Genomic DNA, 22,268 nt, shown 5'->3' with positions numbered 1-22,268 from the left:
AGACCCAGAATGACAACAAAAGTAACAAAGACGAAGCAATCCGCAGAGCAGGTGGTGAAGGACATTCGCCGCGCAACGCGACGACACTTTTCCGCCGAGGACAAGATCCGGATTGTGCTCGACGGATTGCGTGGCGAGGACAGCATTACTGAGCTGTGCCGGCGTGAAGGCATCGCCCAGAGTGTCTATTACTCTTGGTCGAAAGAGTTCTTAGAAGCTGGCAAACGGCGTTTGGCTGGTGACACAGCCCGTGCCGCTACCAGTGATGAGGTTCGGGATTTGCGCCGAGAGGCGAGCGCGCTCAAGGAATGCGTTGCGGATCTAACGCTAGAAAACCGCTAGCTTAAAAAAGCATGATCGCGGATGGGGAAGATATCGAATGAGATATCCCGCCTCCGAAAAGCTCGAGATTATCCGGCTGGTTGAACAGTCTCATCTCCCAACCAAACAGACGCTGGATCGACTGGGCATCCCACGACGGACCTTTTATCGTTGGTACGATCGTTACTGCGATGGTGGCCCTGAGGCGTTGAAAGATCGATCCTCAGCGCCAAGCCGGGTCTGGAACCGTATCCCTGAGCAAATCCAGCAGCACATCGTCGATCTGGCGTTAGAGCAGCCTGATCTGAGCCCTAGGGAGCTTGCGGTTCGCTTCACCGATGAGAGAGACTATTTTATCTCAGAAGCCAGCGTTTACCGGCTTCTCAAGGCCCATGACCTGATCACCAGCCCCGCCTATGTGGTGATCAAGGCGGCCAATGAGTTCCACACCAAGACCAGCCGTCCCAACCAGATGTGGCAGACCGACTTTACCTATTTCAAGATCATCGGCTGGGGTTGGATGTATCTTTCCACGGTGCTGGATGACTATTCCCGCTATATCATCGCATGGAAACTGTGCACGACCATGCGGGCTCAGGACGTCACCGAGACGCTGGACATGGCGTTGGCCGTTTCAGGGTGCGATCAGGCCAGTGTCCGACATAGACCTCGCCTGCTGAGCGATAATGGCCCCAGCTACATCGCCCAGGATCTGGCCGACTATATCGCCGCCAACGGCATGGACCATGTTCGAGGCGCGCCACTTCATCCCCAGACCCAGGGTAAGATCGAGCGATGGCATCAGACTCTGAAGAACCGCATTCTACTCGAAAACTACTTCCTGCCCGGTGATCTCGAAAGCCAAGTCGAGGCCTTCGTTGAGCACTACAATCATAGGCGCTATCACGAGAGCCTCCAAAATGTGACACCCGCAGACGCCTACTTCGGCAGAGCACCTGCCATCATCAAAAAGCGTGAAAACATCAAACGCAAAACAATCCAACATCGACGCTTGATGCACCATAGGCTTGCCGCATAAAATGAACCGAACGACGAGCAGTTCTCTCCACTAATCAAAGCGCCAATCTGAGCCAAACCATCTGACGACGGACAGCCAGTTCACATGGCCCATGACGCTGGTCATGTTGCCAAGCAGATAGTTTTCCGTAGCCAACTGTCCGGACCTAAATTGGAATAGGAACGGAGCTGCTAACAGAGAGAAAGCGGTAGCAGCGACGGCAGCTAGGACATTCACCCACAACTCTAACTTAAGTTCCCATCCCCCCAGAAAGGTCAGCATGCCAATTGCAGCTGAAACGACGACAACATTCCTGATTGAAGGATAGAATTTGCGCGTCGCAATTACGAATTCGCAATCCTCCAAGGAGAAACGATGATTTTGGCAGGGTATCGTCATTTCATCGGCCTTCGCCATTCCACCTATCGAATGAAAACACGAAACTGCTGACGCTGCCAACAATGTCTAGGCTGTCGCTATTACTTTGACACGCCGTAGAGCCATCACGCACTAAAACGAGTGCTTACGTATGGTTTGTGCCAAAAGCTAGATGCCGGCTACTCAGCCCCATAGAGACGTTGTCATCGATCGAAATCCATGTCTGCTTTTGGGAGATCGGAATAGGTCTTCTGAAAGGCCACAATGAGGGCGGAAGCGGTTCTGCAGCATATCTGTCACGAGCAGTCATCAGCCAGCGTCAGTAAGTGATTGGTTTGGCGGTCATGCGCAAACGGGTTAAGCACCGTTTCGTCTGAACGTGCCAGTGGGGTATGGCGCGTCCGGCTCGCGGCATTGGTTCTAACTCATCATCAAATATCAGGCAGTACCTGATCGGTTGCTACGCATCTTGCATTAACTGCTTACGATCCCATCGCTTCTCCTACATATCATTGTTCAAACGATAGGCATTCAAACTCAGTGACAATGTTATCACATGTCGCTTGGTAACGTTGTCATTTGGAGGTTGTAGCGGCCATGCTGCGTGGTTCGACCATTTTAAGTGTGCGGAGGTCGAGAATGAGCAAGCAACTGCCTCGTGAATTCGGGACTGACATCGCCAGTCCCGATCATTGCTGATGATTAGGCGGCTTTCACGTTGGCCTGCGCTTCGCCGAGTTCGGTGAGCTTCTTATCAGTCGCGAGTTCCTCGATCAGAGTGGCATCAAAGAGTTTGACAGCTTCAATGTAGCCCAACTGCTTCGCCCAGCTCTTCAAGGTCCCGTAACGCGCGATTTCATAGTGCTCGACGGCCTGTGCAGCGGCGACCAGACCAGCGTCCAAGGCCATTGTGCCTTTAAACTCATCCATGATCGATTTACCTTCCTCGAGGATGCCAAGGATAGCGTCGCAAGTCTTGCCACGAGCCGGTTTTCCGATGAGCTCAAATACCTGCTCTAGACGGTCGATATGGCCTTCGCTTTCTTCCTGATGCTGTAGGAAGCCTGCGGCCAACTCCTGAGACTCCGCTGCTTTCGCCATCTTTGGCAACGCTTTGACGATCTGCTTTTCGGCATAGTAGATGTCCTTGAGCGTATCAAGGAACAAGTCGTCTAAGGTCTTTTCACTCGCCATTGTGCTCTCCATTACAAGGGGAGATGCCCAACGGGGACGCACCCGCTGGGTTCCATACAAGGATCAACACAACACGGTTTTTTGGAGACTGAACGCACTTGTCGGCAGCGAAGACTGCTGCTCACTCGCCTGTTAGCATTATTCGGGCATCGAGAGTATTGCGCTGTCGCCAAAGCACGGCGGACGCATTCAGCTGACTTTGCATTCTGGTTCAAATTCTACTAGAAATCAGAAACAGTCGGTATTTTTTGACTATGGCGTTGGAAGTCCTTTGGATCTTGCTTCGTATTCGCTGGACGCTAAGGTCGAAGTTCGTCAAGGCACCATTCCAAGATCGGCTACCAGTTGAGTTCGTCCATGCACGGCCTAGCCCAGATAGTGTTCGTCGTAGCCACAAGATGCGCTTTAGTGCCGAAGTCAGAGGCGGCAGCACCGGCTTCAAGATTTGGGCCCCCAAATGCAAGACTATGAAGCTCAAGCTAAAGGGTCAGTGGGCTTTGATCGAGCTTGATGCCATAGGAGAAGGTTGGCACCGACTCGATGTGGAAGGCGTAGGAGCAGAAACCCTATACAAGTACGTCCTCCCCGATGGCCGGGCGATCCCCGATCCGACATCCCGGCATCAACCCCAACGTATCCACGGATATAGCGAGGTGATAGACCTCAGGCATTCAAATGGACCGACGCGGAATGGACGGGGCGACTTTGGGAATAAGCGGTCATCTACGAAACGCACGTGAGGACATTCACCGAAATGGGACATTTGCCGCCGCAGCAAGAAAGCTAGATCGCTTGGTGGCATGTGGGCGTGACTGCGGTGCAGATCATGCCGATCGCCGAGTTCTACGGCAAATTCAACTGGTGTTACGACGCTGCCGACAGCTAACTATGGGCGTCCCGAGGACTTGAAGGCATTCATCGACGAGGCGCACCGGCGTTCATCGATGGTGTTATTCGATGTCGTCTACAACCATTTCGGACCGCTCGGAAACAACCTGCCGGACATTCGACCGATCTTCACTACGAAGCACAAGAGTCCGAGGGGCGAAGAGATCAACTTCGACGGCCTGCGGTTCGACGCCGTGCACACGATCGTTGATGATACGCCCACCCACATCCTTGAATTGTTGGCGGCTCGGATCCGTGCTTCTCCACCACACAGACATACCCATCTGATCGTCGAGAATTCGGATAATCAGGAAGTTTTGCTACGACCGAATAGCAGTGCGGAGCCGGTACACTACACCGCCCAATGGAATGATGACGTTCATCATCTTCTGCATGCAGCCGCAACGGAAGAGAACACGCGCTACTATGCTGACTTCGATGACTTTGAAGGGCGTTCGAGCATGCTCGGTCGCGCCTTGGCAGAGGAGTTTGCTTACCAAGGAGAGATGAAACCGCATGCGGGCATGAAGCGAGACGAGCCGAGCGGAGGCCTGCCGGCGACATCTTTTGTTGTTTACATGCAGGATCACGACCAGGTCGGCAATCGGGTAAAAGGTGACGGATTACCAAACTGGCGACCAGCGATGCGGTAAAGGCGCTGACCGCGATATACCTACTGTCGCCGCAGATCCCGATGCTCTTTCACGGGGAGGAATGGGCTAGTGCCCACCCATACCCAATCTGTTCCGATGTGCCGACCGAACTTCGGAAGACAGTGCGCAAGGGCCGTGAGGAAGAACTAAAGAACAGCCCAGAGCATGCAGATCCCATTAAACCGAGTGTTAAAGAAGCTGCACATCCCTCCAGCGCCAAGACTTTGGAGTCCGCCAAACTCGACTGGTCCAACCTGAACAAGCGTCCCCATCAGCGGTGGTTCACGCATTATCAGCCGCTGATTGATCTTCGAAAAGCTGAAATAGTGCCTCGTCTTTTTGAACAGAGTGGCTTTGCTGGACAATATGAATTGCTCGGCGTCAAATCTGTGCTCGTGACATGGAAAACGGGCGACGGATCAAGCTTGCGGCTGTACGCCAACTTGGCCGACGAGACGCAGGAAGGCGTCCCGCCGTTGAAAGGGCGACAGATTCTTCTTCAAAGATATGCCGACGAGGGCCGGCGATGTGGACGATAGAAGTGTGACCTTCCGCGAATGGCCAAGCAGTCAATCGCCGTGTTCGCCACCCGTAGCAATCGCATTCGTCCATCGATCGTTGTCGCAATGAGCACAGATTGGTGCGCACCGGTCCGTCGAGGTATGACCACACTGCATGCAGCTGAGTAAGGCATCGACGGACCTCCGGTCGACTTCTTGGGGCCGCTCTATTTCCCACGGCGGTAGGATCGGCAGTCCAGGTCGAGCCCTTGCGCTCTTGAACACGGTCAAAACGCCATTCGCTTCGACAATGGCGTGCTCCACCTCTCCCAACTGCCTTATGCCCTTCTCGCGAAGCTGCTGGAAAAGCTCACTCGTACCAAGGCTGCTGCTATTAAGGAAAGAGCTACAGATGACGCCGTCGCGAACGGCCTGCTCGGGCTTTCCGTCGATCAAGTGTTCAATGACTTTGCTTCGCGTGATTCCGAGGTCGATGAATTTGTTCGCTAGGACCACTGCGGTGACGACCAGCAGGCAGTGGAGTAAGGGAACGTCGGGGTAGAACATCGCATCGCCAACGGCCGATCCAAGCGCGATAACCAATAGGAATTCCACGGTCGAGAGCTGACCAATGGCCCTGCTGCCAAGCCAGCGCAGCAAGATTAGCGTATAAGCGTAGATGATCGCCGTTCGGATGATGATTTCTAAAAAGAAGAATGGGGGCTCGTTACCGATGAACATGCGTTGCCAGTCAAAACCTGCCATGCTCGGCATCCTATGCTGTTGTTACGAGATGCTTAGCCGCCATGTTAATAAAGGCCCGCTGATTCCGTCCGACGCAATGAAGATGAATAGCTGCCGGCTTCAGCTCCGCCATAGCCTCTATATGGGCGCGATGCTTGCCGACATCTGATGATATTGCGATGCATTTCCGGAGATGATCGAGAGTCATCGTTCTCGCAACAGCGTCGAAATCCTGGGGCTGGCGCAGATCCCAAGCCGCATCGCCACCAACAGAGGGAGCCCGCCATTGATCGAGAGCTTCTCTGATCGCAATCTCTTCATCCGCGGCCCACGACAACGCATGCTGAATGTCGACAGGCTTGTCCTCGCCGCCGTTATCCCGAAATGCGCCGACGACCTGCCGCAAATCATCGATGTTGCAGCCAGTCGTGAGCAAGCCATCCGCCCACCGTCCGCAGAAAGCTGCCGTCGCTGGCGTGACCGCGCCCCCGAACAGGGGGATGGGGCGCTGGGGCCGGGTAGAGAGCTTGGCTTCAACCACCGTCACCCGCCCCGATGCGTCACGGTCTCGCCATCCAATAAAGCACGGAAAGTCTCGACACACTCTCGTAGCCGCGCATTGCGCTCGGATTTTTCGGGCCAATACTCCTCGACAATCGCTTCGTTGATCGCTTCTCCCGTGCCTACCGACAGCCAAAGCCGGTCGGGAAACATTTCTCCGATCGTGGCCGCTGTCTGCGCCAGTATTGCGGGATGATAGCGGTATCCGGGCGCTGATATCATCCCTTATCCAAACTCCGTCGCTTGCATGGCTGCGCCAAGCCAAGACCAAGCGAAACCTGATTGCCCTTGGCGATCGCTCCACGGATGAAAATGGTCTGAAGACTTCGCGCATGCGAACCCAGCTTGCTCGGCCTCGCGAACCAAGCCCAGTAATTCGCTTGGAGAGAACTGCTCGTGAGACGCATGGTAGCCTATCAAGGTCATGTGATGTCTTTCCAGTTGTCGAGTAGTTCTTGTGTGGTGCACGCCGACAGTTGCTGTCCGAAGCGGCTTTGAAGCACCGTTAGCGCTGCGTCATGAGTTTGATTGGCAGAGCCGAACACCGCATCTGTTACCAGGATTGTGCGGTATCCGAGGTCAACTGCGCCAAGCGTCGTTGCCATGACACAGACGTCGGTCTCACCGCCGGATATGATGAGGGTGTCTATGCCATCGGCCCTAAGGGCCCGGTCTAGGCCGCCAAATAACCAGGGGGAATATCTGTTCTTGTCGAAGTGACGGGCTGGCGGCATGTGACGGGCGAGTGTGGGAACCACCTGTAACAAGTAGGGCGATAGGCGTGACCTGACCATTGCGGGCCAACGCAGATAGTAGTTATGCCAAGTGCCAATCTCCTCCTCCGGGCGCGACGGCGGGATAAATCGGGTGAAGACCGTTTTGGCAGGAGCACGTTCGACGATCGCTTCGATACAAGGCAAGACCCGGTTAAGCCATGGGGTCTGCCAATCGGTATCGACCGCGAACATGTTTTGAACGTCGACGCAAAGGTGGGCTAACCGAGCATGCTCCGCCATTTTAAAAGATGGTCCTTGGAACAGAACGCAGCTTCATGTGACAACTTGCCTGACAGATTCGAAGAAACGACCTGCCATCTAACGGCCATATGTTAGGGTAGTTGCTTTTCTGCTACTAAGTGGATGGAAAAAACAGTTGGACGTTACCATCTGTCAACGGTTCCTGATTTCGATGACCAAATATTCCCAAAGGCTTTTTTAGGATTCCATGGCAACAGCAAGCGGTCATCGTGGTGTTGTCGGTTACACCGGCAGCTTTCAGAGATGGCGATGCTGAAAGCAGCCATCCGGCATGGTGCAGCTGCCGCGGTAGTTTGGGCCCGAAGACCAAGTGACGGCGCATTCGCTCCTCAATCGGTCCGGATCAAAGCTTTTGATGTCGCACGGTCGAAGCAGCGAGCTGGCCCCTCCGCGAGCAGGCATGTTTTGCTTGGAGAGCAGTTCGCCACACTTTGCAGAGGCATCTAGTGGAAACAGCATTTGCAGTGCCAAAAATTCGCCTTCCCAATGCAGGACCCGAACCTATTGTCCGATGAGATGCACCCGTGGGTAGCTCTCAATTCCGAGACCCGCGCCTAACCAGCGTGGGTTTTCGTGTATCTGGGGCAGGGTTTCTGTGACTCACATCGCCTATCTCGATGAATTTGGCCATATTGGCCCATATGTCTCCCGCAAAGACCGAAAATACAACGATAGCCCTGTTTTTGGCCTCGCGGGCTAGATCCTTCCCATCGAGGAAGTGCGTGGCTTTGGCACTTGGTTCTATCAGGGCAAGTCTAAACTACGCAGGGGCTGCCGGGGCAGCAGCTCGACCGAGGTAACATCTGTAGTTTAGATGTAGTCGATGCTTCGCGTTGAGCCAAACCTTAAAGGTGCCGCGAAGGTTTTCCGGTATCGCAGGGTAAAGCTGGCTGACCCTTTGATGTGGGTTTCGTAAGAAATGGTATTGGCCCAAGCGATGCAAGGCTTGTCGTCGTTGCTTCAGTCGTAGGCGACGGGATCAACGACGCGAACTTTTTGCGGTGACCAAAGTGCTGTCTTCGTGGTTGAAGGAAAGGTCCTTGTCCCCGGCGTCCGAACGTTAGCCCAAATAGGCGGAAGGACTACTGGATGTCGCCCAACAGCGCGCATAAGGATCGATCAGCAGCTTGTTGGGGGCGCTCGCCTGTGCATCAATCGCTGTGATCAGCAAGATGAAGAAATTCAGGAACCGCAAGGCTCCCCAGCCATTAACAACCCTGAGACCGGTGCGCGTCAACCGGACACGGCGGCATAGGGAACGAGGATGGTTTTTCCGGTTTCCCGCCTCGGCCAACGAATTGGCAGCCGAGCCCTTATCCCGCCCGCTCCGGTTTCGTCACCTTCTTGGCAGAAATCAACTCCTGCGCAGCACGGATCTGTCATCGGCATTCGATGATTTGCCTATCCACGTGCCCGCAGTCGCCTATCACTTGGAGGTTGGATTGGGCGCAAATTTTCTTCGACGATCAGGCTGTCGGGCATCTGAAAGACTGCCTCATGCATGCAGAGTCCTCGGAGTTGACCACCAGTGCGCTCTACCGGTTGTCTCAGCCGCCGGTAGTTAAAGAGCGTCCAGCTCGGCATCGGCCTTTCTGTCCGTAAAGGACGACTTCCCCTCAATGTGAGAGTATACTAACCGCCAATAGGTGTCCTCGTGGTTCGCGCCGATAGAAAGTTCAATCTCTGCTGAAGGCGAACCATATAAACTGTACCAGTAGGCCTCGTTCTTGCTCAAAGCGTAGGCAAAATTGTCGGCCTTTCCGTAAAAGTTATCCGACGAAGGTCGATGACTCCTACTCGTCAAAGCGTAGCTTTTTGCCAGAGATGCGGCCAACTGGTCATAGCGTGATTTGGCCTGGGAGCCGTACTTGTCGTTGTCAAACTCATTGCCTATCGCAGCCACCCTCCACAAACGATCATCATAGCCGAAGGACAGCACCACCGCTTCTAAGTCCGTTAGCGCCTTGGGTAAATTTGTAGCCGCAAACGACTTCCCGAACGTCGCAATATCCATTGGTGTTAGCGCTACTCCGAGTGCCTCAATTTCCACGCTGCTAGCCATCCAACTCAAACCGAATGGGGCCGCATCCTCTTGAGCATTCGCATTTGAGGAGAGAGCCAAAAAAATGAGAATGGTCACTGTGTAAAGTCGGGCGATCATAGGGCGTCTCCATCATTGTCGACTATGCTTTGACCAATAGGCTGCAGGGGCTCGGCAGGCTCTACTGAAAAGCGGAAGTAAAATCCATATTGCTCAGCCAACTTGGCCTGATTGAGTTGAGCTATCGATACCTCGGTCGTGGCTGCGTTCAACAAAGCCATAGTCTGGATCAAGCCACCCGAATATCTTGCTGCTTCAGCCTGCATCCGATCTCGCTCCGCACTGGCCACCTTGATCTCGCGCTCGATACTTGCAACAGCCTCTGAGTTCGGTGCTGCTCTTTCACCGTCTACCGTGTAGGCAAGATCAATTCTGCGCAGCATGCTCGACCGCTTCTGCTCCAGCATCGCGGCCGTAGTCCGAAGAATTTCAATTCTTACCGTGAAGAGGTTCTCGATTGCGCCACCTGAAACTGCGGTGCGATCAGCTTCGGCTCGCGCTATCTCGGAATGTACTGCGGCGAGATCAGCATTGAGTTGCTCTGTAGATGGATCTGCGCTTAGGCGATCCAGTCCCACAAATAGTGTTATCAGAACGATTGCGCATGCAATCGCTACGGATATGACGAACTTCAATTGATTTCCCCAAGCAGTAGACTGGATTTGACCATCGCATCAGGCAATTACAGTGTCCAGTCTCAACAACAATCTGGCATGCAACGCGGACGAAACTGAGGAAACTATCTACCCACCCTATGGCCGCGGACGACCCTGTTGCGGACGTTAGTTTGTTGCAGGGCTTCTATGGTCGCCAAGCGGTCTCGCCTGAACCTGGTTTCTCCCGTTCCGTTGCCAGAAAACAGGTCTCCGAGCCCGCCAGGATTTCGGAGGCGGCGTCTAAGGTCTATGTGGCGGTTTTGGCATTATGCTGGCGATAGTGATAATCGTGAGCGCGGCCGGGCCATATCGAAGTTCAATTGCTCCACTCGCTAAACCGCCTGCCATAGTAACCCCCATTTGCGGGGTGGGGTTGTAGAGCAAAGGGCTATCTGCGAGGAGTAGCCCTTTGAGAAGGGTAAGCTCTAGGCACCAGGTTTGAGAATGACCTTGGTCCACTCGTTCTGCTTGTCGTGGAAGTTTTTGTAGCCCTTGGGGGCTTCTTCGAGCGACAGCCGGTGGCTGATGAGGAAGGTGGTGTCGATCTCGCCTTCCTGAATGCGGCGCAGGAGATCGTGGGTGTATTTCTGCGTGTGGGTCTGCCCACCACGGATTTGAAGGCCCTTTTCCATCATCGCGCCGAGCGGCCATTTATCGAGCATACCACCATAGACTCCGGGGACGGAAACGCGACCGCCCTTGCGGCAAGCGAGAATGGCTTGGCGCAGGGTGTGGCCGCGGTCGACACCGGGAGAGATCATCTGCTTGATGACGTCGATGACGTTATCGGGGGCAAAGCCATGTGCTTCCATGCCGACGGCGTCGATAACTGCGTCAGGGCCTATGCCACCGGTCATTTCCATCAACGCTTCGCGGACGTGGGTTTCCTCGAAATTGATGATTTTAGCGCCGAATTTCTGGGCCAGTTCTAAGCGGCGAGGGAAGTGGTCGATGACAATGACCTGCGCCGCGCCCATGAGAACGGCGCTTTGGACAGCAAAAAGCCCAACAGGGCCAGCGCCCCATACAGCAACAGTATCGCCGGGCTTAATTTGAGCATTCTCTGCGGCCATCCAGCCTGTGGGGAGAATGTCCGAGAGAAAGAGCACTTCGTCGTCTTCCATGCCGTCTGGAATGACGATGGGGCCAACGTCGGAGAACGGGACGCGGACGTAATCGGCCTGACCGCCAGCATAGCCGCCGGTGAGATGCGAGTAGCCGAAGGCTGCGCCCATGGCGTGGCCATAGAGCATTTCCGAAGCGTCCTGGTTGGCGACGGGATTGCCATTGTCGCAAGCTGAAAACTGCTGCTGCTGGCAGAAGAAGCACTGGCCGCAGGAAATGGTGAAGGGAACGACAACACGCTGACCCTTTTTGAGTGTGCTACTCGGGCCGATGTCGACCACCTCGCCCATGAACTCATGGCCCAAGATATCGCCAGATTTCATGCCTGGAATGACGCCATCATAGAGGTGAAGGTCTGAACCGCAGATGGCTGTGGAAGTCACTTTGAGAATGACATCCCGAGGGTTGATAATCTCCGGATCTGGATGGGTATCAACGCGAACGTCGTTATTGCCGTGCCATGTCAGTGCGCGCATTAACTTTCTCCATTCTCGGATTTGCGGAAGGCGCCAGTGGCAATCTCACCTGTTTCCATGAGCATTTTGAAACGCTTAAGTTCGTGTCGCGCTTGGATGTTGGGCTCGGTCTGAAACAATTTGGCGAATAGGCGCCCGATGTCGCCGCCGGGTGGCTTGTAAGCAATGTCGGCTGTAACGACGGTTCCGCGCCCAGCGGGAGCATCAGCAAAGCTAACATTGCCGGTGGTGTCGATCTGCGAATTCTCTGTCGAGCGCCACCCGATGGACTGGTTTTGGACGACATCGATGGTCTCGATTTCGAGCGTAACCTCTTGGCCAATCGGGGCTTTCACGATCCAGCGGTAGCGGCTGGCATCAATGATTTCCACCCGTTCGATTGCGTTCATGAAACGGGGTAGGTTAGCAAAGTCGCGCCAGAACGCGAAAAGCTCCTGGCGCGGTTTGTTGATTACGATGCTGCGGCCGACAATGGCGAGATTGCCGTTCTTGTCGTCCCGTTGGGCGCGTTTGGGGGCGTCGTCCAGTTGCTCGCTGCTCACGAAGTACCTCCTGATCGATCAGGTCCGCTCGCGGAGGAAGGCGTGTCGTGCTGGGTGGCGCCTTCGCGAGCCTGCTCATACACCTGCCCGACCTTTTCAGTGGCGGTGGCATAGAACTCAGTCGCCTTTTCCTTGCTCTGCTCGTAAAAATCCGCAGCGGCGTGGCCGACGTTGCTCTTTAAAGATTCCGAAGCCTCGCCCATGAGCGCATCTTCCTGCGGCGTATGGGGCAGGGTGCTGCCCAAGGCCGCGCCGAGTGCGAATGCCAGCGCGCCACCGACGAGAGGTTGGTCGCGGAATTGGTTTATGATGGTGTGATTGAGATTTTCCATCTGCCCGAGCATGGCGTCGCTCGCATTGGCAACCTTGGCCTTGCCCATGCTGGCCTGAGTACCCATTGTGTCGCGCGCATCGTGCATTCGCTCGCGCGCCATCTGCCAAGTGTGTGAGGCCCAATCACTGGCTTCCTCGATGAGGTTTCCTGCTTCGTCGCGGAAATGCTCAATACGTTCGCCCGCAGCATTGGTGAAGCCTTTGAAGCGATTGCCCGCCTCATCGCTGAAGTGACCGGCACGTTTGCCCGACCCGTCAGATTTGGCGCGGAAGGTTTTGCCAGCATCATCGGTAAACTCTGCGTAGTGCTCCCCCTCAGGGTCTGAAGGCTTGCGGAGGCTGCGGCGGAGACTGGTGCCACTGATGACAGCGACGGGATAGTTTTGCTCGTCGGTATCGCTATATGCGTCGCCGCGGTTGGAAGAGGTGTTTTCACCCGCCGAGGCTGGCTTCGCCATGAGCCAAGCAAGGCTGACGCCGAGCAGGGCGACCGGCACGGGATTAGCCGTGACATTGCGTTGAAGACTAGAGACAAACTCTCCGCCACCACCCTTGGTGTAAGCCAAAAGCTCATCGACCATCTGACCGGGCGACAGGCGCTCCTGAATTTGGTCAATCGTGTCTTCGACGCGATTACGTTGCATGTCGATTTCGCGTTGCAGCTCGGCTGCTGTTTTTCTGTCGTTAGCTTGGGTCATCACAACCGCTCCTTGACGATGTCTGCATCTCGGCTGAGTGACGCAGCCGTACGGTTCATGCTCAGATTGCTCGCTTTGAGCGCGTGAAGGCCCTTGGCGATGAAGTTCCAAGCCAACATGCCGACCACCAAGGTGACGACACCTGCGGCGATGGAATTAGCAAAGATTGGATCGAAGCCCAATGAGATGAGGACCGCGGTCAAGAGCGTAACAACTGCGGCGAGGAAAACACCCAGCGCGCCGAGGGCCAGCACACTGCCGATGACAATGGCGCCGGCGGCGGACATGGTTTCGGAGACTTTTTCACTGGCCTCGAGTTTTGCGAGCTGCACTTCTTTTCGAAAAAGGGTTGAGACATCGCTCACGAGGCCGCCGAGGAGATCGGCGATTGGCCTATTTTCTGCCGACATTATTGGCCTCCCATGGGCTGGGTGGTGCCCGGCGCAGATGCGTTCGAGGCGGTAGCTTCCTCACTCTCGGCGCTGGACTTGGTCGTCCGGCGAAGGTTTGAGGCGAGGGCAAAACGGCTGGCGACGAAACCAGCGAGCACCGCTGCACCTAGAAAAGCAACTGGTTGCTTTCTGCCGAAGTCCTGAGCGAGACCCATAAGATCATCGACATCGCGTTCTTCGATGGTGCGGCCAACAGTGGAGAGGCCAGAGGCAATATCGCGGGCATAGCGAGCGACGACGCGCTGGTCGTTACCTGTAAGCTCATTGGCGACTTTGCTTATGGCAACGGCAATGCCATTGATTTGTCCGGCAGCAAGATCTTTTTGATCTCCAGCGAACGATCGGACTTGATCAGTCGCCTCTGTTAACTTTTCTCCAACGTCATTTCCGAGCTTGCGAACATCTTCTTTGGCGCGCTGGCCGATGGAGTCGAGGTCATGTTTCGCCTGATTGGCGAGCGCCGCGGCATCTGTTTTGACCTGATCTTGTAACTGAGAGGTGGGAGCGATTTGCTGCCCGTTTGATCCGTTGAGATCATGTGTGCTCATGGAAAGGGCTCCTTGCTGCGGCCGTGGTTTGACGGCCGTCACCTCAATGGAGCGGTCAGTCAGCAGTTCCGAATCTTGATGGAGCACAAGGATTTGATTTTTCGAAGCGAGCAGGAATGGCGCCCGACGCATGCGGTCGCTGCACTGCGGCTTTGCGGCCGTAACGGGTGGCTAACTATCCCGTTCCTTCATTGGCATATTTAGCAAAGACGACCGCTTGCAGAGCGCCTAAGATCTCGACCCTCTTGGAGTGTTAGGCCGACGCTACGCCTCGTCAGGGTAATGACCTTTGGTTTGACCGACCATTTTCGCTAGTTCTGAAAATGTAACGTCCGTCTGGGATGCACTGTTGTTTGCAAACGTGAGCTGGCGGGCGGGAAAGGCCACGGCGTCGCGTGATGCGAGCGTCATATCTCCATCAGCCTATCGTCGCCGAGCGCTGATTGTTCCGCGCGCCTTAGAGCCAAATCGATCTCTTCGCGACTGAGAATGCCCTTGGTGACGAGTGTGTTGTTGATGGAGGTGATGGCTAAGTAGAGGCCTTGTTGGAGCCATACCGGCTGGGCGACTGCATCACACTTGCGGGCGACTCTATCTCTATCGGACCCAGATCGTCGACGAGCGTTGCGCTGCTGCTTCATGAGCTTGCGACCAGCGCAGCAAAGTATGGCGCATTATCGTTGCCGGACGGGTTGCTGGCAATTTCTGCGAAGATCAAGAACGAGGTGGTTTCAATTGACTGGTGTGAGAGCAGCTGCCCTAACACTGCGGCTGTGTTAACGCCCGGGTTTGGTTCGCGGCTTGAGAGCACGCTGCTAGGCGGGCTAAGTGCTGAAATGCACCGGCTGGTTGCCCACCGGAATGCACGCCACAATCGATATCCCGCTGCGAAGTTTGTCAGTTTGAAACAATCAAAACGTCATGCGTGCAGCTCGTGAGGCCGTCCGCCGGTTCTTGCACTGCAGACCTCATTCGATCGATCTGACGCATTGGGAGTGACGGGCAAAATGGTCATCGCCAGCCGCGCATCCGCGTCGCGATGACTTGAGCACGGCGGGCGCGAACAAGTCGGCCGCTATGCCATGCACTGTAAGCGGTGTTCTGCGGCCACTTAGGTTCAGGGTCGCGGGAACTGCACGACGTTGTTGCCGCGCATAAAGGCGCCGGCTCCCTCGCTGTTCAGTGCGTTCAAGGCAGCGTCAAGCGCCTCGCTGTCGGTCTGGAACTGATTGTCCCAGACGTGGCTGTCGTTGTGGTGGTCCACGACCTCGAGGGTCCAGGTATCGTCCGTTTCGAGCCGATGGATATTGATCAAGAAGGCATAACCTTCGACCACTACCCGCTGGCTTTTTCCTGATGTGACCAGGTTAGGGTGGTCTTGATCGTTCATGGGAGGGGCCTCGTTGCTGGTGGTTTTCTGACTATGCCGCCAGAGCCAACAGCGTCAATCACCCACGATGGCAGGATAGTTCCACGGGAGCAGTTCGTTAATGCGGCTCTGCCTATGTCTGGTGACGATGGCGTGGAGTGTCGCGGCCAGCCAGGCGTTGGGATCGACGCTGTTGAGCTTGCAGGTTTCGATCAGCGAGGCGATGACGGCCCAGTTCTCAGCACCGGTATCATGACCGGCAAAGAGCGCGTTCTTCCGATTCAGTGCGATGGGACGGATGGTCCGCTCGACAGCATTGTTGTCGAGCTCAATGCGCCCATCGGTCAGGAACAACTCGAGCCCAGCCCAGTATTTGGCGATATAGCTCAATGCTTCCCCGAGCGGCGCTTTTGGCGAGACGCGCCTGCGATGGTGATCATGCCAATCTTTTATCCGCGCCAGGGCTGGAGCTGACCGCTCCCGGCGCACGGCGAGGCGGTCATCCGGGCCCCGGCCTCGGATATCGGCCTCAATGGCGTAGAGTTCGCGGATGAGCCGCCCCCCTCTTGGGCGATCGGCGCAGGACCAGTGCGGGTGATATCAATCAGCTTGCGGCGCGCATGGGCCCAGCAATAGGCGAGCTGGATACCCGCGCCGACACGGCTGGGCGAGACCAGCCGGTTGTAGCCGGCATAGCCATCCACCTGCAGGATGCCGCCGAAGCCCTGCAATATCTGTTCGGCATGAAGACCACCTCGGCCAGGGGCATAGGTGAAGGCAACACCGGGTGGTGCGGTGCCATTCCAGGGACGCTCGTCTCTGGCCAGGGCCCAGAAGTATCCGGTTTTGGTCTTTCTGGCTCCAGGATCAAGCACCGGAGCGCGGGTTTCGTCCATGAACAGCTTTGAGGACCGTTTGAGGTCCGCCAGCAGGGCGTCATAGACCGGACGCAGCTCGAAGGCGGCCCGACCGACCCAATCGGCCAGTGTTGAGCGGTCCAGATCAATACCCTGGCGGCTGTAAATCTGCGCTTGGCGATAGAGCGGAAGGTGGTCGGCGTATTTGCTGACCAGAACATGGGCGACCATGGCCTCAGTTGGGAGCCCGCCAGGGATTAGTCGAACGGGCGCCGGCGCCTGCACCACACCGTCCGTGCAGGATCGGCAGGCATATTTGGGGCGACGGGTCACGATCACCCGGAACTGGGCCGGGATCACATCGAGCTTCTCGGAGACGTCCTCGCCAATGCAGTGCAGACCGCCGCCGCAGCCACAGATCAGGCTATCGGGCTCAATGATCTCCTCGATCCGCGGCAGGTGCTTGGGGAGCGAACCACGATTGGTGCTGCGCGGTTTGGCCGACCGCCGGGCCGCGCGATCCTCTGCATCTTCCTCGGCGTGGACTGCCGCGATGGCTGTTTCCAGATCCTCCAGCGCCAGCTCGAACTGGTCCGGATCGCTCTTTTCCGACCTGCGCCCGAAGGCCGCTTGCCTGAACGCTGCGACCAGCTTTTCCAGCTGTGCGATCCGCTCATCCTTGCGCTGATTGCGCGCCTCCGCCGCGACGAGCATCGCCTTGAGGGCGGTAACATCGTCGGGAAGTTCGGCGGTCTCGAGCATGACCAGAACCCTAGCAGATCAGGCGCCGGCATGCCCGCAAAAAGACAAGCCCTGAGTCATCCTGCCGCAGTCATTCCACGGCTTCTGGAGCCCTGGCTGCAACGGCCCGAACCCGCCGCCAGTCGAGTCCGGAGAACAGGGCCTCGAACTGCGCGTGGCTGAGTGTCATCAGTCCGTCCTTAACCGCAGGCCAAGTGAAGCTGTGCTCTTCCAGTCGCTTGTAGGCCATAACCAGTCCGGTGCCATCCCAGTAGAGCAGCTTCAATCGGTCGGTCTTTTTGGCACGGAACACAAAGACCGTTCCCGTGAACGGGTCCTTGTGCAGCTCGTTCTTCACCAACGCGGCCAGGCTGTCGTGGCCTTTGCGGAAGTCGATGGGTTTGGTCGCCACCACGATCCGCACCCGGTTCGAAGGAAAGATCATGAGGTCGCCATCAGGGCGTGTACAACCGAGGCAATCCGGCTCGCCGGAGCACCCGGCTCCAAGCGGATGGACACCGCCCCCAACACAATCTCTGGCCCAGCCGACGCCGACGGCTCCTCGGCCGTCACCTCCTCAACCGGAGCGACCATTAGACTCGCAAACTCAACAGGGCCTTCCGGAGCCGGCAGCACCAGCTTCCCATTCCGGGCGAGGGTCCGCCACGACGACAGATGGTTGGCCTTCAGCCCATGTCGCTGCGCAACTTGACCGACAGTCGCTCCTGGCCGAAGCGTTTCGGCGACAATCCGCGCCTTCACCTCATCGGGCCATTGCCGGTTGCGACGCCGTCCCGCGCTGTTTGTGAGAAGCTCCATTGGAGCGTCCATGGAGAAACTCCCGCACTGACATCAATCAGTGCGCAATCTCATGGCCGACACCAGCATGGAAGGTGGAGGTAGGACACCGCTTACCATGCACTGGTTGTGTCAACAATCGGACATAGGCGCCGATGTCGGAGGCGTTCCAGCGTCAAAACGGTAGGTTGGACTTCACAGCTTCTTCTCTTTGATGCCCGTAGCTCGGCAAAGAAGTCCCAACCATGTCAGGCAATTGTGCCGGGGGGGGCACACTCAACATGGCTGGGATCGACGAAGCAATGCCTGCAGACACCGCTCCTATTGACCTGATCTATCAATGGATCAATAGAACCGCAATGTTGAGAACACCTAAGTTGCCTCAGGTGTAAGTAGACGATATTGCCCGTAGGTATGCGCCACCGAATTGGCCGGATATCGTAGGTCACCCGGCCGACTTGTGTCAGTTCGTCCCACGATATGCCACGCGCAGTGCCGCTAGATTAGAAAACGGTTCCCCAACTCGCTTAACACTCGCTGTCAGCCTACCACAAAGTGCTCAGCTAATTAGTGGTTCAGGTCGATGGAGGGCAAAGCCCTGACCATAGTGAATGCCCAGTTGTGCAAGTCGAGGGATGAGTTCCATGGATTCAACAGACTCTGCGATAGTACGAGCGTTCATCGTCTCTGCGAGCTTAACAACAGCTTCGACAACGATTGCACTGACAGATTGAGTCAAAACGCTCTTCACGAACTCTCCGTCAATTTTGATGAACTGCACAGGAAGCAAGCTGAAGACCCGCAAGAACTGGCTCGCTGAGCCTGCGGCTGCGATTGTGGTCGTCTGATTTCCGTGTTTGAGCAGATTTGGCGCGGCGTTTGGCGATCGGCGGTGCCCATTGACGGCGTTTCCCGGTCATCCGGGCAGACTCATGGCGCGGTTGCGCGCTTTTCGTGGAAGACGAGGCGGTCGAAGTTGTAGGCCAGATTGGCCAAGGTGAGTTTGGCCTCGGCCCGTGCAATGCCGATGGTGCGGATGAACAGACCGAACCGGTTCTTCTGATGAGCGAAGACATGCTCGACCCTGGCACGTATCGCGGACTTGGCCGCATTGGCCCGTGCGGTCGCGATCGGCATCGGCTTGCCCTTGGGCTTGCGTCGATGAATGCGGCTGGTCAGCATACGATCAGCCAGCCAGGCCTCATTGCTCTGTGATCTGTAGGCGCTGTCGGCCCAGACCTCGCTGCCGGTGTTTTCCCGATCGATCACATGGCGCAGCATCCGGCCGTCAGGATGGGAGGCGGAGGTCACCGCTGCAGCCCGGATGAAGCCATAGCGCCGGTCGATGCTGATGTGACTTTTATAGCCGAACACCGGAGTGGCGATCATGGGCAGGGGCGAGCCGTCTGGCCGGTAGCGCACCTTGCCGCCGATCTTGAGCGTCCAGCGGGCGTCGGTATCCTTCTGTGCGGCTTTAGCCGGCTCGTTCGGCCAGATCTCGTCAGCCGACTGGCCTGCCTTGATGGCCTCCCGCTCGCCATCGGTATTGCGCTGTTTGGGTGCCGGCACCAGCGAAGCATCCACGATCTGCCCCGACATCGGGATGTAACCCTTCTTGTGCAGTTGCCAGTCGAACGCCTTCATCACCCGCTTGAGCGTGCCGGTCTGGGTCATGCGGTTGCGGAAATGGCGGATCGTGTTCTCATCGGGCGTGCGATCGCCGAGCGAGAACCCCAGGAAGCGCATCCAACTCAGGCGGTCCCGGATCATGAACTCTGTGCGGGCATCGGACAGGTTGTGCTGTGCCTGCAGGATCAGGATCTTGAACATGGCCACCGGATCGAACGGCGGCCGACCGCCTTTGCTGCCGTCACTGTAGCCAAGCCCCTCCACCAGCCAGGACCGGAAATACTCGAAATCCACCGTCCGCTCCAAAACCTCGAGCGGATCGCCGTGTTGGCTCAAGGCTTCGAGGTGATCGTTCAGGCTGAAAAGCGAATGCGGGTCCATGATGACGCTCCATGATCGGGCGACATCAATGAATCATGACTGCATCAAAGCCGCCAAGGGTTTTTGCGGACGTCCAGCTTAGATAAGCAAACGTTGCCATCCCACTCCCGAAGTCATCTAGCGCGAAACTAAAACCTCTTTCGTTCAAGTTATTCATTAGCTCCACGGTGCGGCGAATGTTTGAGATTGCTGAAGTTTCTGTCACTTCAAAGCAAATTTGGGACGGCGATACCAGTGGGTAGGCTGCAAGCGTGCCGTCAATGTAGTCTGGGAATCCGGGTGCGCTAAGCGTGATGCCTGAAATGTTAATAAAATACTTGACCCTTGGACTGTCTTTTGTTGTTCGTTGGATGTGATCAAAGGTTTTGCGTATAACGTGGTTATCCAAATCTTCTATCAGACCATATCGCTCTGCGGCAGGAATAAAGTGCGATGGGCTCACTATGCTTCCGTCTAGGTCCATCAGCCGGACCAAAACCTCGGAAAATATAACAGCAGACTCCAAATCTGGTTGTATCGGCGCGATCCTTTGGCCGTAAATGACCAGACGATCCTCCCTTATGGCTGATTTTATGCGAGCTACCGCATCCATATCTCGTTGCTGCTGTGTGACCTCATCATCGACCAACGAGCTTACCTGGACCCTATTTCGCCCCAGCTCCTTTGCAAGAAAGCATGCGGCGTCTGCGAAACCCATTGCCGTTTGAAGATGGGCATCAGTAGTGAGATTGAAACTCACTACGCCTATACTCAGCGTCACTCCGTGCGTTTTGCCCTGCCATATGAAGTCCATCTCTTTTACCGCAGTGCCTAAGGAATTGGCGAACTCAGCTGCCTCGGCCAAGTCACAGTTTTGACGCAAGAGAACGAATTCGTCACCCCCGAGCCTTGCTAACAAGTCCCGGTTCGTTTCGCACAGCAGATTAAGAATATTGCTGACTTCTACAAGGAGAGCATCTCCTGCCGCATGTCCGCAGCGATCGTTGATGATCTTAAAGTGGTCTACATCCATGTAGAGCAACGCATGGGGACCACGGCCACTAATGGCGCGAGCCTGCGCGCCAAACTCCCGTCGGTTAGCCAAACCTGTCAAAGCATCATGTGCGGCTTGATATGAAACTTCTTTGGCGAGTATGTGAGCTTCAGTTACGTCATAACCTTGTACGAAAATGCCGCTTACTTCGTGTGCGGGGGTGAACATAGGCTGATAGATGAGATCAATGAATCGTTCCTCCATAACCCCGTGTGCAACACGTTGTAGCTGAATTGGTAGTGCCCTACCAACGAATGGGATACCGGACTCATATACGCGATTGAGCTTTTCGAGGAAGCCCTGAGCTACTACTTCGGAGAGTCCGTCGGCGACTTGATGCCCTATGATTTCTCGGTGACCGACTAACTGATAATAAGCGTCGTTTGCGAGTTCAAAAACATGATTGGGACCGCGCAGCACACACATGAAGCCGGGTGCTTGTTTGAATAGCTCTAAAAGTCCTGTGGGTTCACCGGTAACTCCCGCAGCAAAATTGCGTGGTGGGAATATATCTGCTCTGGACCAATAATGGAGCACACACCAAGCCTTTCCATCTTGGTCAAACAGCGGAACGAAGCTACACCCCAGGTTGCTATGGTCACTATCGGATAGTCCGTTCATGGCGCTGGACCGGTACATCGGCGTGCCCGCTTCAAGTACGTCCAAAACGATTTGCTGAAGACCCTGGTCTACTTGGTCCGAGAGCACCTCACCCAAAGGGCGCCCTCTCAAGTCTGCCTGATCGATCCCGGTTTTCACACCATATTGCGCATTGCTGGCCAATATTATCAGTCGTGCGTCCACCGCAATAGCAGGAAAGGGCATGGCGAGCATGACTCTTTCAAGAAATACGGCATTCGACGAGATCATTTTGCAACGCTTTCATTCCGATGCTAGATCATGTCCATTATCCTAGACGGCAAAGGTTAAAGGTGCCTTCTAAACTACATCTTGGTGCGAAGGCGACCTCGGAGGCAGCGGAAGGCATACAATGAAACCCGTCGCCATGATCTCCGCCGGCGTTGTTAGATCTGGAAGCACTGACTTCTTTTGAGCGGGTCGCCTAATTACGAGAACTGGAGTTTGCTGCTATTAGGCCCCAGTCTCTATGGTGATATCGCGTCCCCAAAACCTAGCCCGTGCTGAGAAAAGACCGAGAGACCCGCTAAGAGTGGCCTAGGAAGAGGGTAACATTCCGGGTGGACTTCGATAGGTACTGCGACGTGATGGCGCGA

Annotated in this window: 18 protein-coding genes and 4 pseudogenes; 3 read left to right on the top strand and 19 right to left on the bottom strand. The window is 55.9% G+C overall.

Annotated elements, in window-relative coordinates:
• Positions 1–9 precede the first annotated feature (9 nt).
• Positions 10–1,360 (top strand): annotated as a pseudogene (locus H4N61_RS16335) (IS3 family transposase).
• Positions 1,361–1,390: 30 nt separating this feature from the next.
• Here H4N61_RS16335 and H4N61_RS16330 read toward each other — a convergent pair.
• Together H4N61_RS16330 and H4N61_RS16325 are read right to left on the bottom strand one after the other, a co-directional pair.
• Positions 1,391–1,756 (bottom strand): hypothetical protein, encoded by a 366-nt coding sequence (locus tag H4N61_RS16330; RefSeq protein ID WP_182394492.1) that lies wholly within the window; start codon positions 1,754–1,756, stop codon positions 1,391–1,393.
• A 663-nt stretch (positions 1,757–2,419) separates the two neighbouring features.
• The gene (locus tag H4N61_RS16325) at positions 2,420–2,911 is read right to left on the bottom strand and encodes a ferritin-like domain-containing protein (RefSeq protein WP_169196913.1); all 492 of its coding nucleotides are present in this window, start codon (positions 2,909–2,911) and stop codon (positions 2,420–2,422) included.
• Positions 2,912–3,816: 905 nt separating this feature from the next.
• On the opposite strand from H4N61_RS16325, the gene H4N61_RS16320 reads away from it, so the two are divergent.
• Positions 3,817–4,452, top strand: a complete 636-nt coding sequence (locus H4N61_RS16320) for a hypothetical protein (RefSeq protein WP_182394491.1) — start codon at positions 3,817–3,819, stop codon at positions 4,450–4,452.
• Between the two features lie 122 nt (positions 4,453–4,574).
• Positions 4,575–4,991 (top strand): DUF3459 domain-containing protein, encoded by a 417-nt coding sequence (locus tag H4N61_RS16315; protein ID WP_182394490.1) that lies wholly within the window; start codon positions 4,575–4,577, stop codon positions 4,989–4,991.
• A 30-nt stretch (positions 4,992–5,021) separates the two neighbouring features.
• Here H4N61_RS16315 and H4N61_RS16310 read toward each other — a convergent pair whose 3' ends face one another.
• The 17 genes and pseudogenes from H4N61_RS16310 to H4N61_RS16225 all read right to left on the bottom strand — a co-directional run bounded on the left by H4N61_RS16310 (position 5,022) and on the right by H4N61_RS16225 (position 21,903).
• The gene (locus H4N61_RS16310) at positions 5,022–5,717 is read right to left on the bottom strand and encodes a YetF domain-containing protein (protein ID WP_182394489.1); all 696 of its coding nucleotides are present in this window, start codon (positions 5,715–5,717) and stop codon (positions 5,022–5,024) included.
• A gap of 10 nt (positions 5,718–5,727) precedes the next feature.
• Positions 5,728–6,410, bottom strand: a pseudogene (locus H4N61_RS16305) (LLM class flavin-dependent oxidoreductase).
• A 269-nt stretch (positions 6,411–6,679) separates the two neighbouring features.
• Complete coding sequence (locus H4N61_RS16300) at positions 6,680–7,273, bottom strand: cysteine hydrolase (RefSeq protein ID WP_169196911.1); 594 nt, start codon at positions 7,271–7,273, stop codon at positions 6,680–6,682.
• A gap of 1,582 nt (positions 7,274–8,855) precedes the next feature.
• Complete coding sequence (locus H4N61_RS16290) at positions 8,856–9,455, bottom strand: hypothetical protein (RefSeq protein ID WP_182394488.1); 600 nt, start codon at positions 9,453–9,455, stop codon at positions 8,856–8,858.
• Entirely contained in the window at positions 9,452–10,030 is a 579-nt protein-coding gene (locus tag H4N61_RS16285) for a hypothetical protein (RefSeq protein ID WP_182394487.1), read from the bottom strand. Before H4N61_RS16285 ends, H4N61_RS16290 begins: the two co-directional genes overlap by 4 nt.
• 446 nt (positions 10,031–10,476) lie before the next feature.
• On the bottom strand, positions 10,477–11,652 hold the full coding sequence (locus H4N61_RS16280) for a zinc-dependent alcohol dehydrogenase (protein ID WP_182394486.1): 1,176 nt from the start codon (positions 11,650–11,652) through the stop codon (positions 10,477–10,479).
• Positions 11,652–12,194, bottom strand: coding sequence for an SRPBCC family protein (locus tag H4N61_RS16275; RefSeq protein ID WP_199368615.1), 543 nt, complete (start codon positions 12,192–12,194; stop codon positions 11,652–11,654). The genes H4N61_RS16280 and H4N61_RS16275 overlap by 1 nt, the downstream gene beginning before the upstream one ends.
• Positions 12,191–13,225: a DUF3618 domain-containing protein gene (locus H4N61_RS16270; protein WP_169196907.1), complete on the bottom strand. Its 1,035-nt coding sequence runs from the start codon at positions 13,223–13,225 to the stop codon at positions 12,191–12,193. Before H4N61_RS16270 ends, H4N61_RS16275 begins: the two co-directional genes overlap by 4 nt.
• Entirely contained in the window at positions 13,225–13,635 is a 411-nt protein-coding gene (locus H4N61_RS16265; protein WP_169196906.1) for a phage holin family protein, read from the bottom strand. Before H4N61_RS16265 ends, H4N61_RS16270 begins: the two co-directional genes overlap by 1 nt.
• On the bottom strand, positions 13,635–14,225 hold the full coding sequence (locus H4N61_RS16260) for a nutrient deprivation-induced protein (protein WP_169196905.1): 591 nt from the start codon (positions 14,223–14,225) through the stop codon (positions 13,635–13,637). Before H4N61_RS16260 ends, H4N61_RS16265 begins: the two co-directional genes overlap by 1 nt.
• A gap of 264 nt (positions 14,226–14,489) precedes the next feature.
• Positions 14,490–14,752, bottom strand: a pseudogene (locus H4N61_RS18405) (hypothetical protein).
• Positions 14,753–15,342: 590 nt separating this feature from the next.
• A complete protein-coding gene (locus tag H4N61_RS16255) occupies positions 15,343–15,615 on the bottom strand; it encodes a hypothetical protein (protein WP_169196902.1) in 273 nt (90 codons plus the stop codon).
• Positions 15,616–15,669: 54 nt separating this feature from the next.
• Positions 15,670–17,213, bottom strand: a pseudogene (locus H4N61_RS16250) (IS66 family transposase).
• Positions 17,214–17,283: 70 nt separating this feature from the next.
• Positions 17,284–17,637 (bottom strand): IS66 family insertion sequence element accessory protein TnpB, encoded by a 354-nt coding sequence (gene tnpB, locus H4N61_RS16245; RefSeq protein WP_116655199.1) that lies wholly within the window; start codon positions 17,635–17,637, stop codon positions 17,284–17,286.
• Entirely contained in the window at positions 17,634–18,023 is a 390-nt protein-coding gene (locus H4N61_RS16240) for a transposase (protein ID WP_116655198.1), read from the bottom strand. The genes tnpB and H4N61_RS16240 overlap by 4 nt, the downstream gene beginning before the upstream one ends.
• Before the next feature lie 897 nt (positions 18,024–18,920).
• Positions 18,921–20,000, bottom strand: a complete 1,080-nt coding sequence (locus tag H4N61_RS16230; RefSeq protein WP_182394168.1) for a transposase — start codon at positions 19,998–20,000, stop codon at positions 18,921–18,923.
• Between the two features lie 25 nt (positions 20,001–20,025).
• Complete coding sequence (locus H4N61_RS16225; protein ID WP_182394484.1) at positions 20,026–21,903, bottom strand: diguanylate cyclase; 1,878 nt, start codon at positions 21,901–21,903, stop codon at positions 20,026–20,028.
• Positions 21,904–22,268 lie beyond the last annotated feature (365 nt).

Origin of the sequence: Devosia sp. MC521 (genome assembly GCF_014127105.1) — a bacterium.
Lineage (GTDB): Bacteria > Pseudomonadota > Alphaproteobacteria > Rhizobiales > Devosiaceae > Devosia.
The sequence above is the reverse complement of the archived record's forward strand: the minus strand, read 5'-3'. Positions and strand labels throughout refer to the sequence as shown.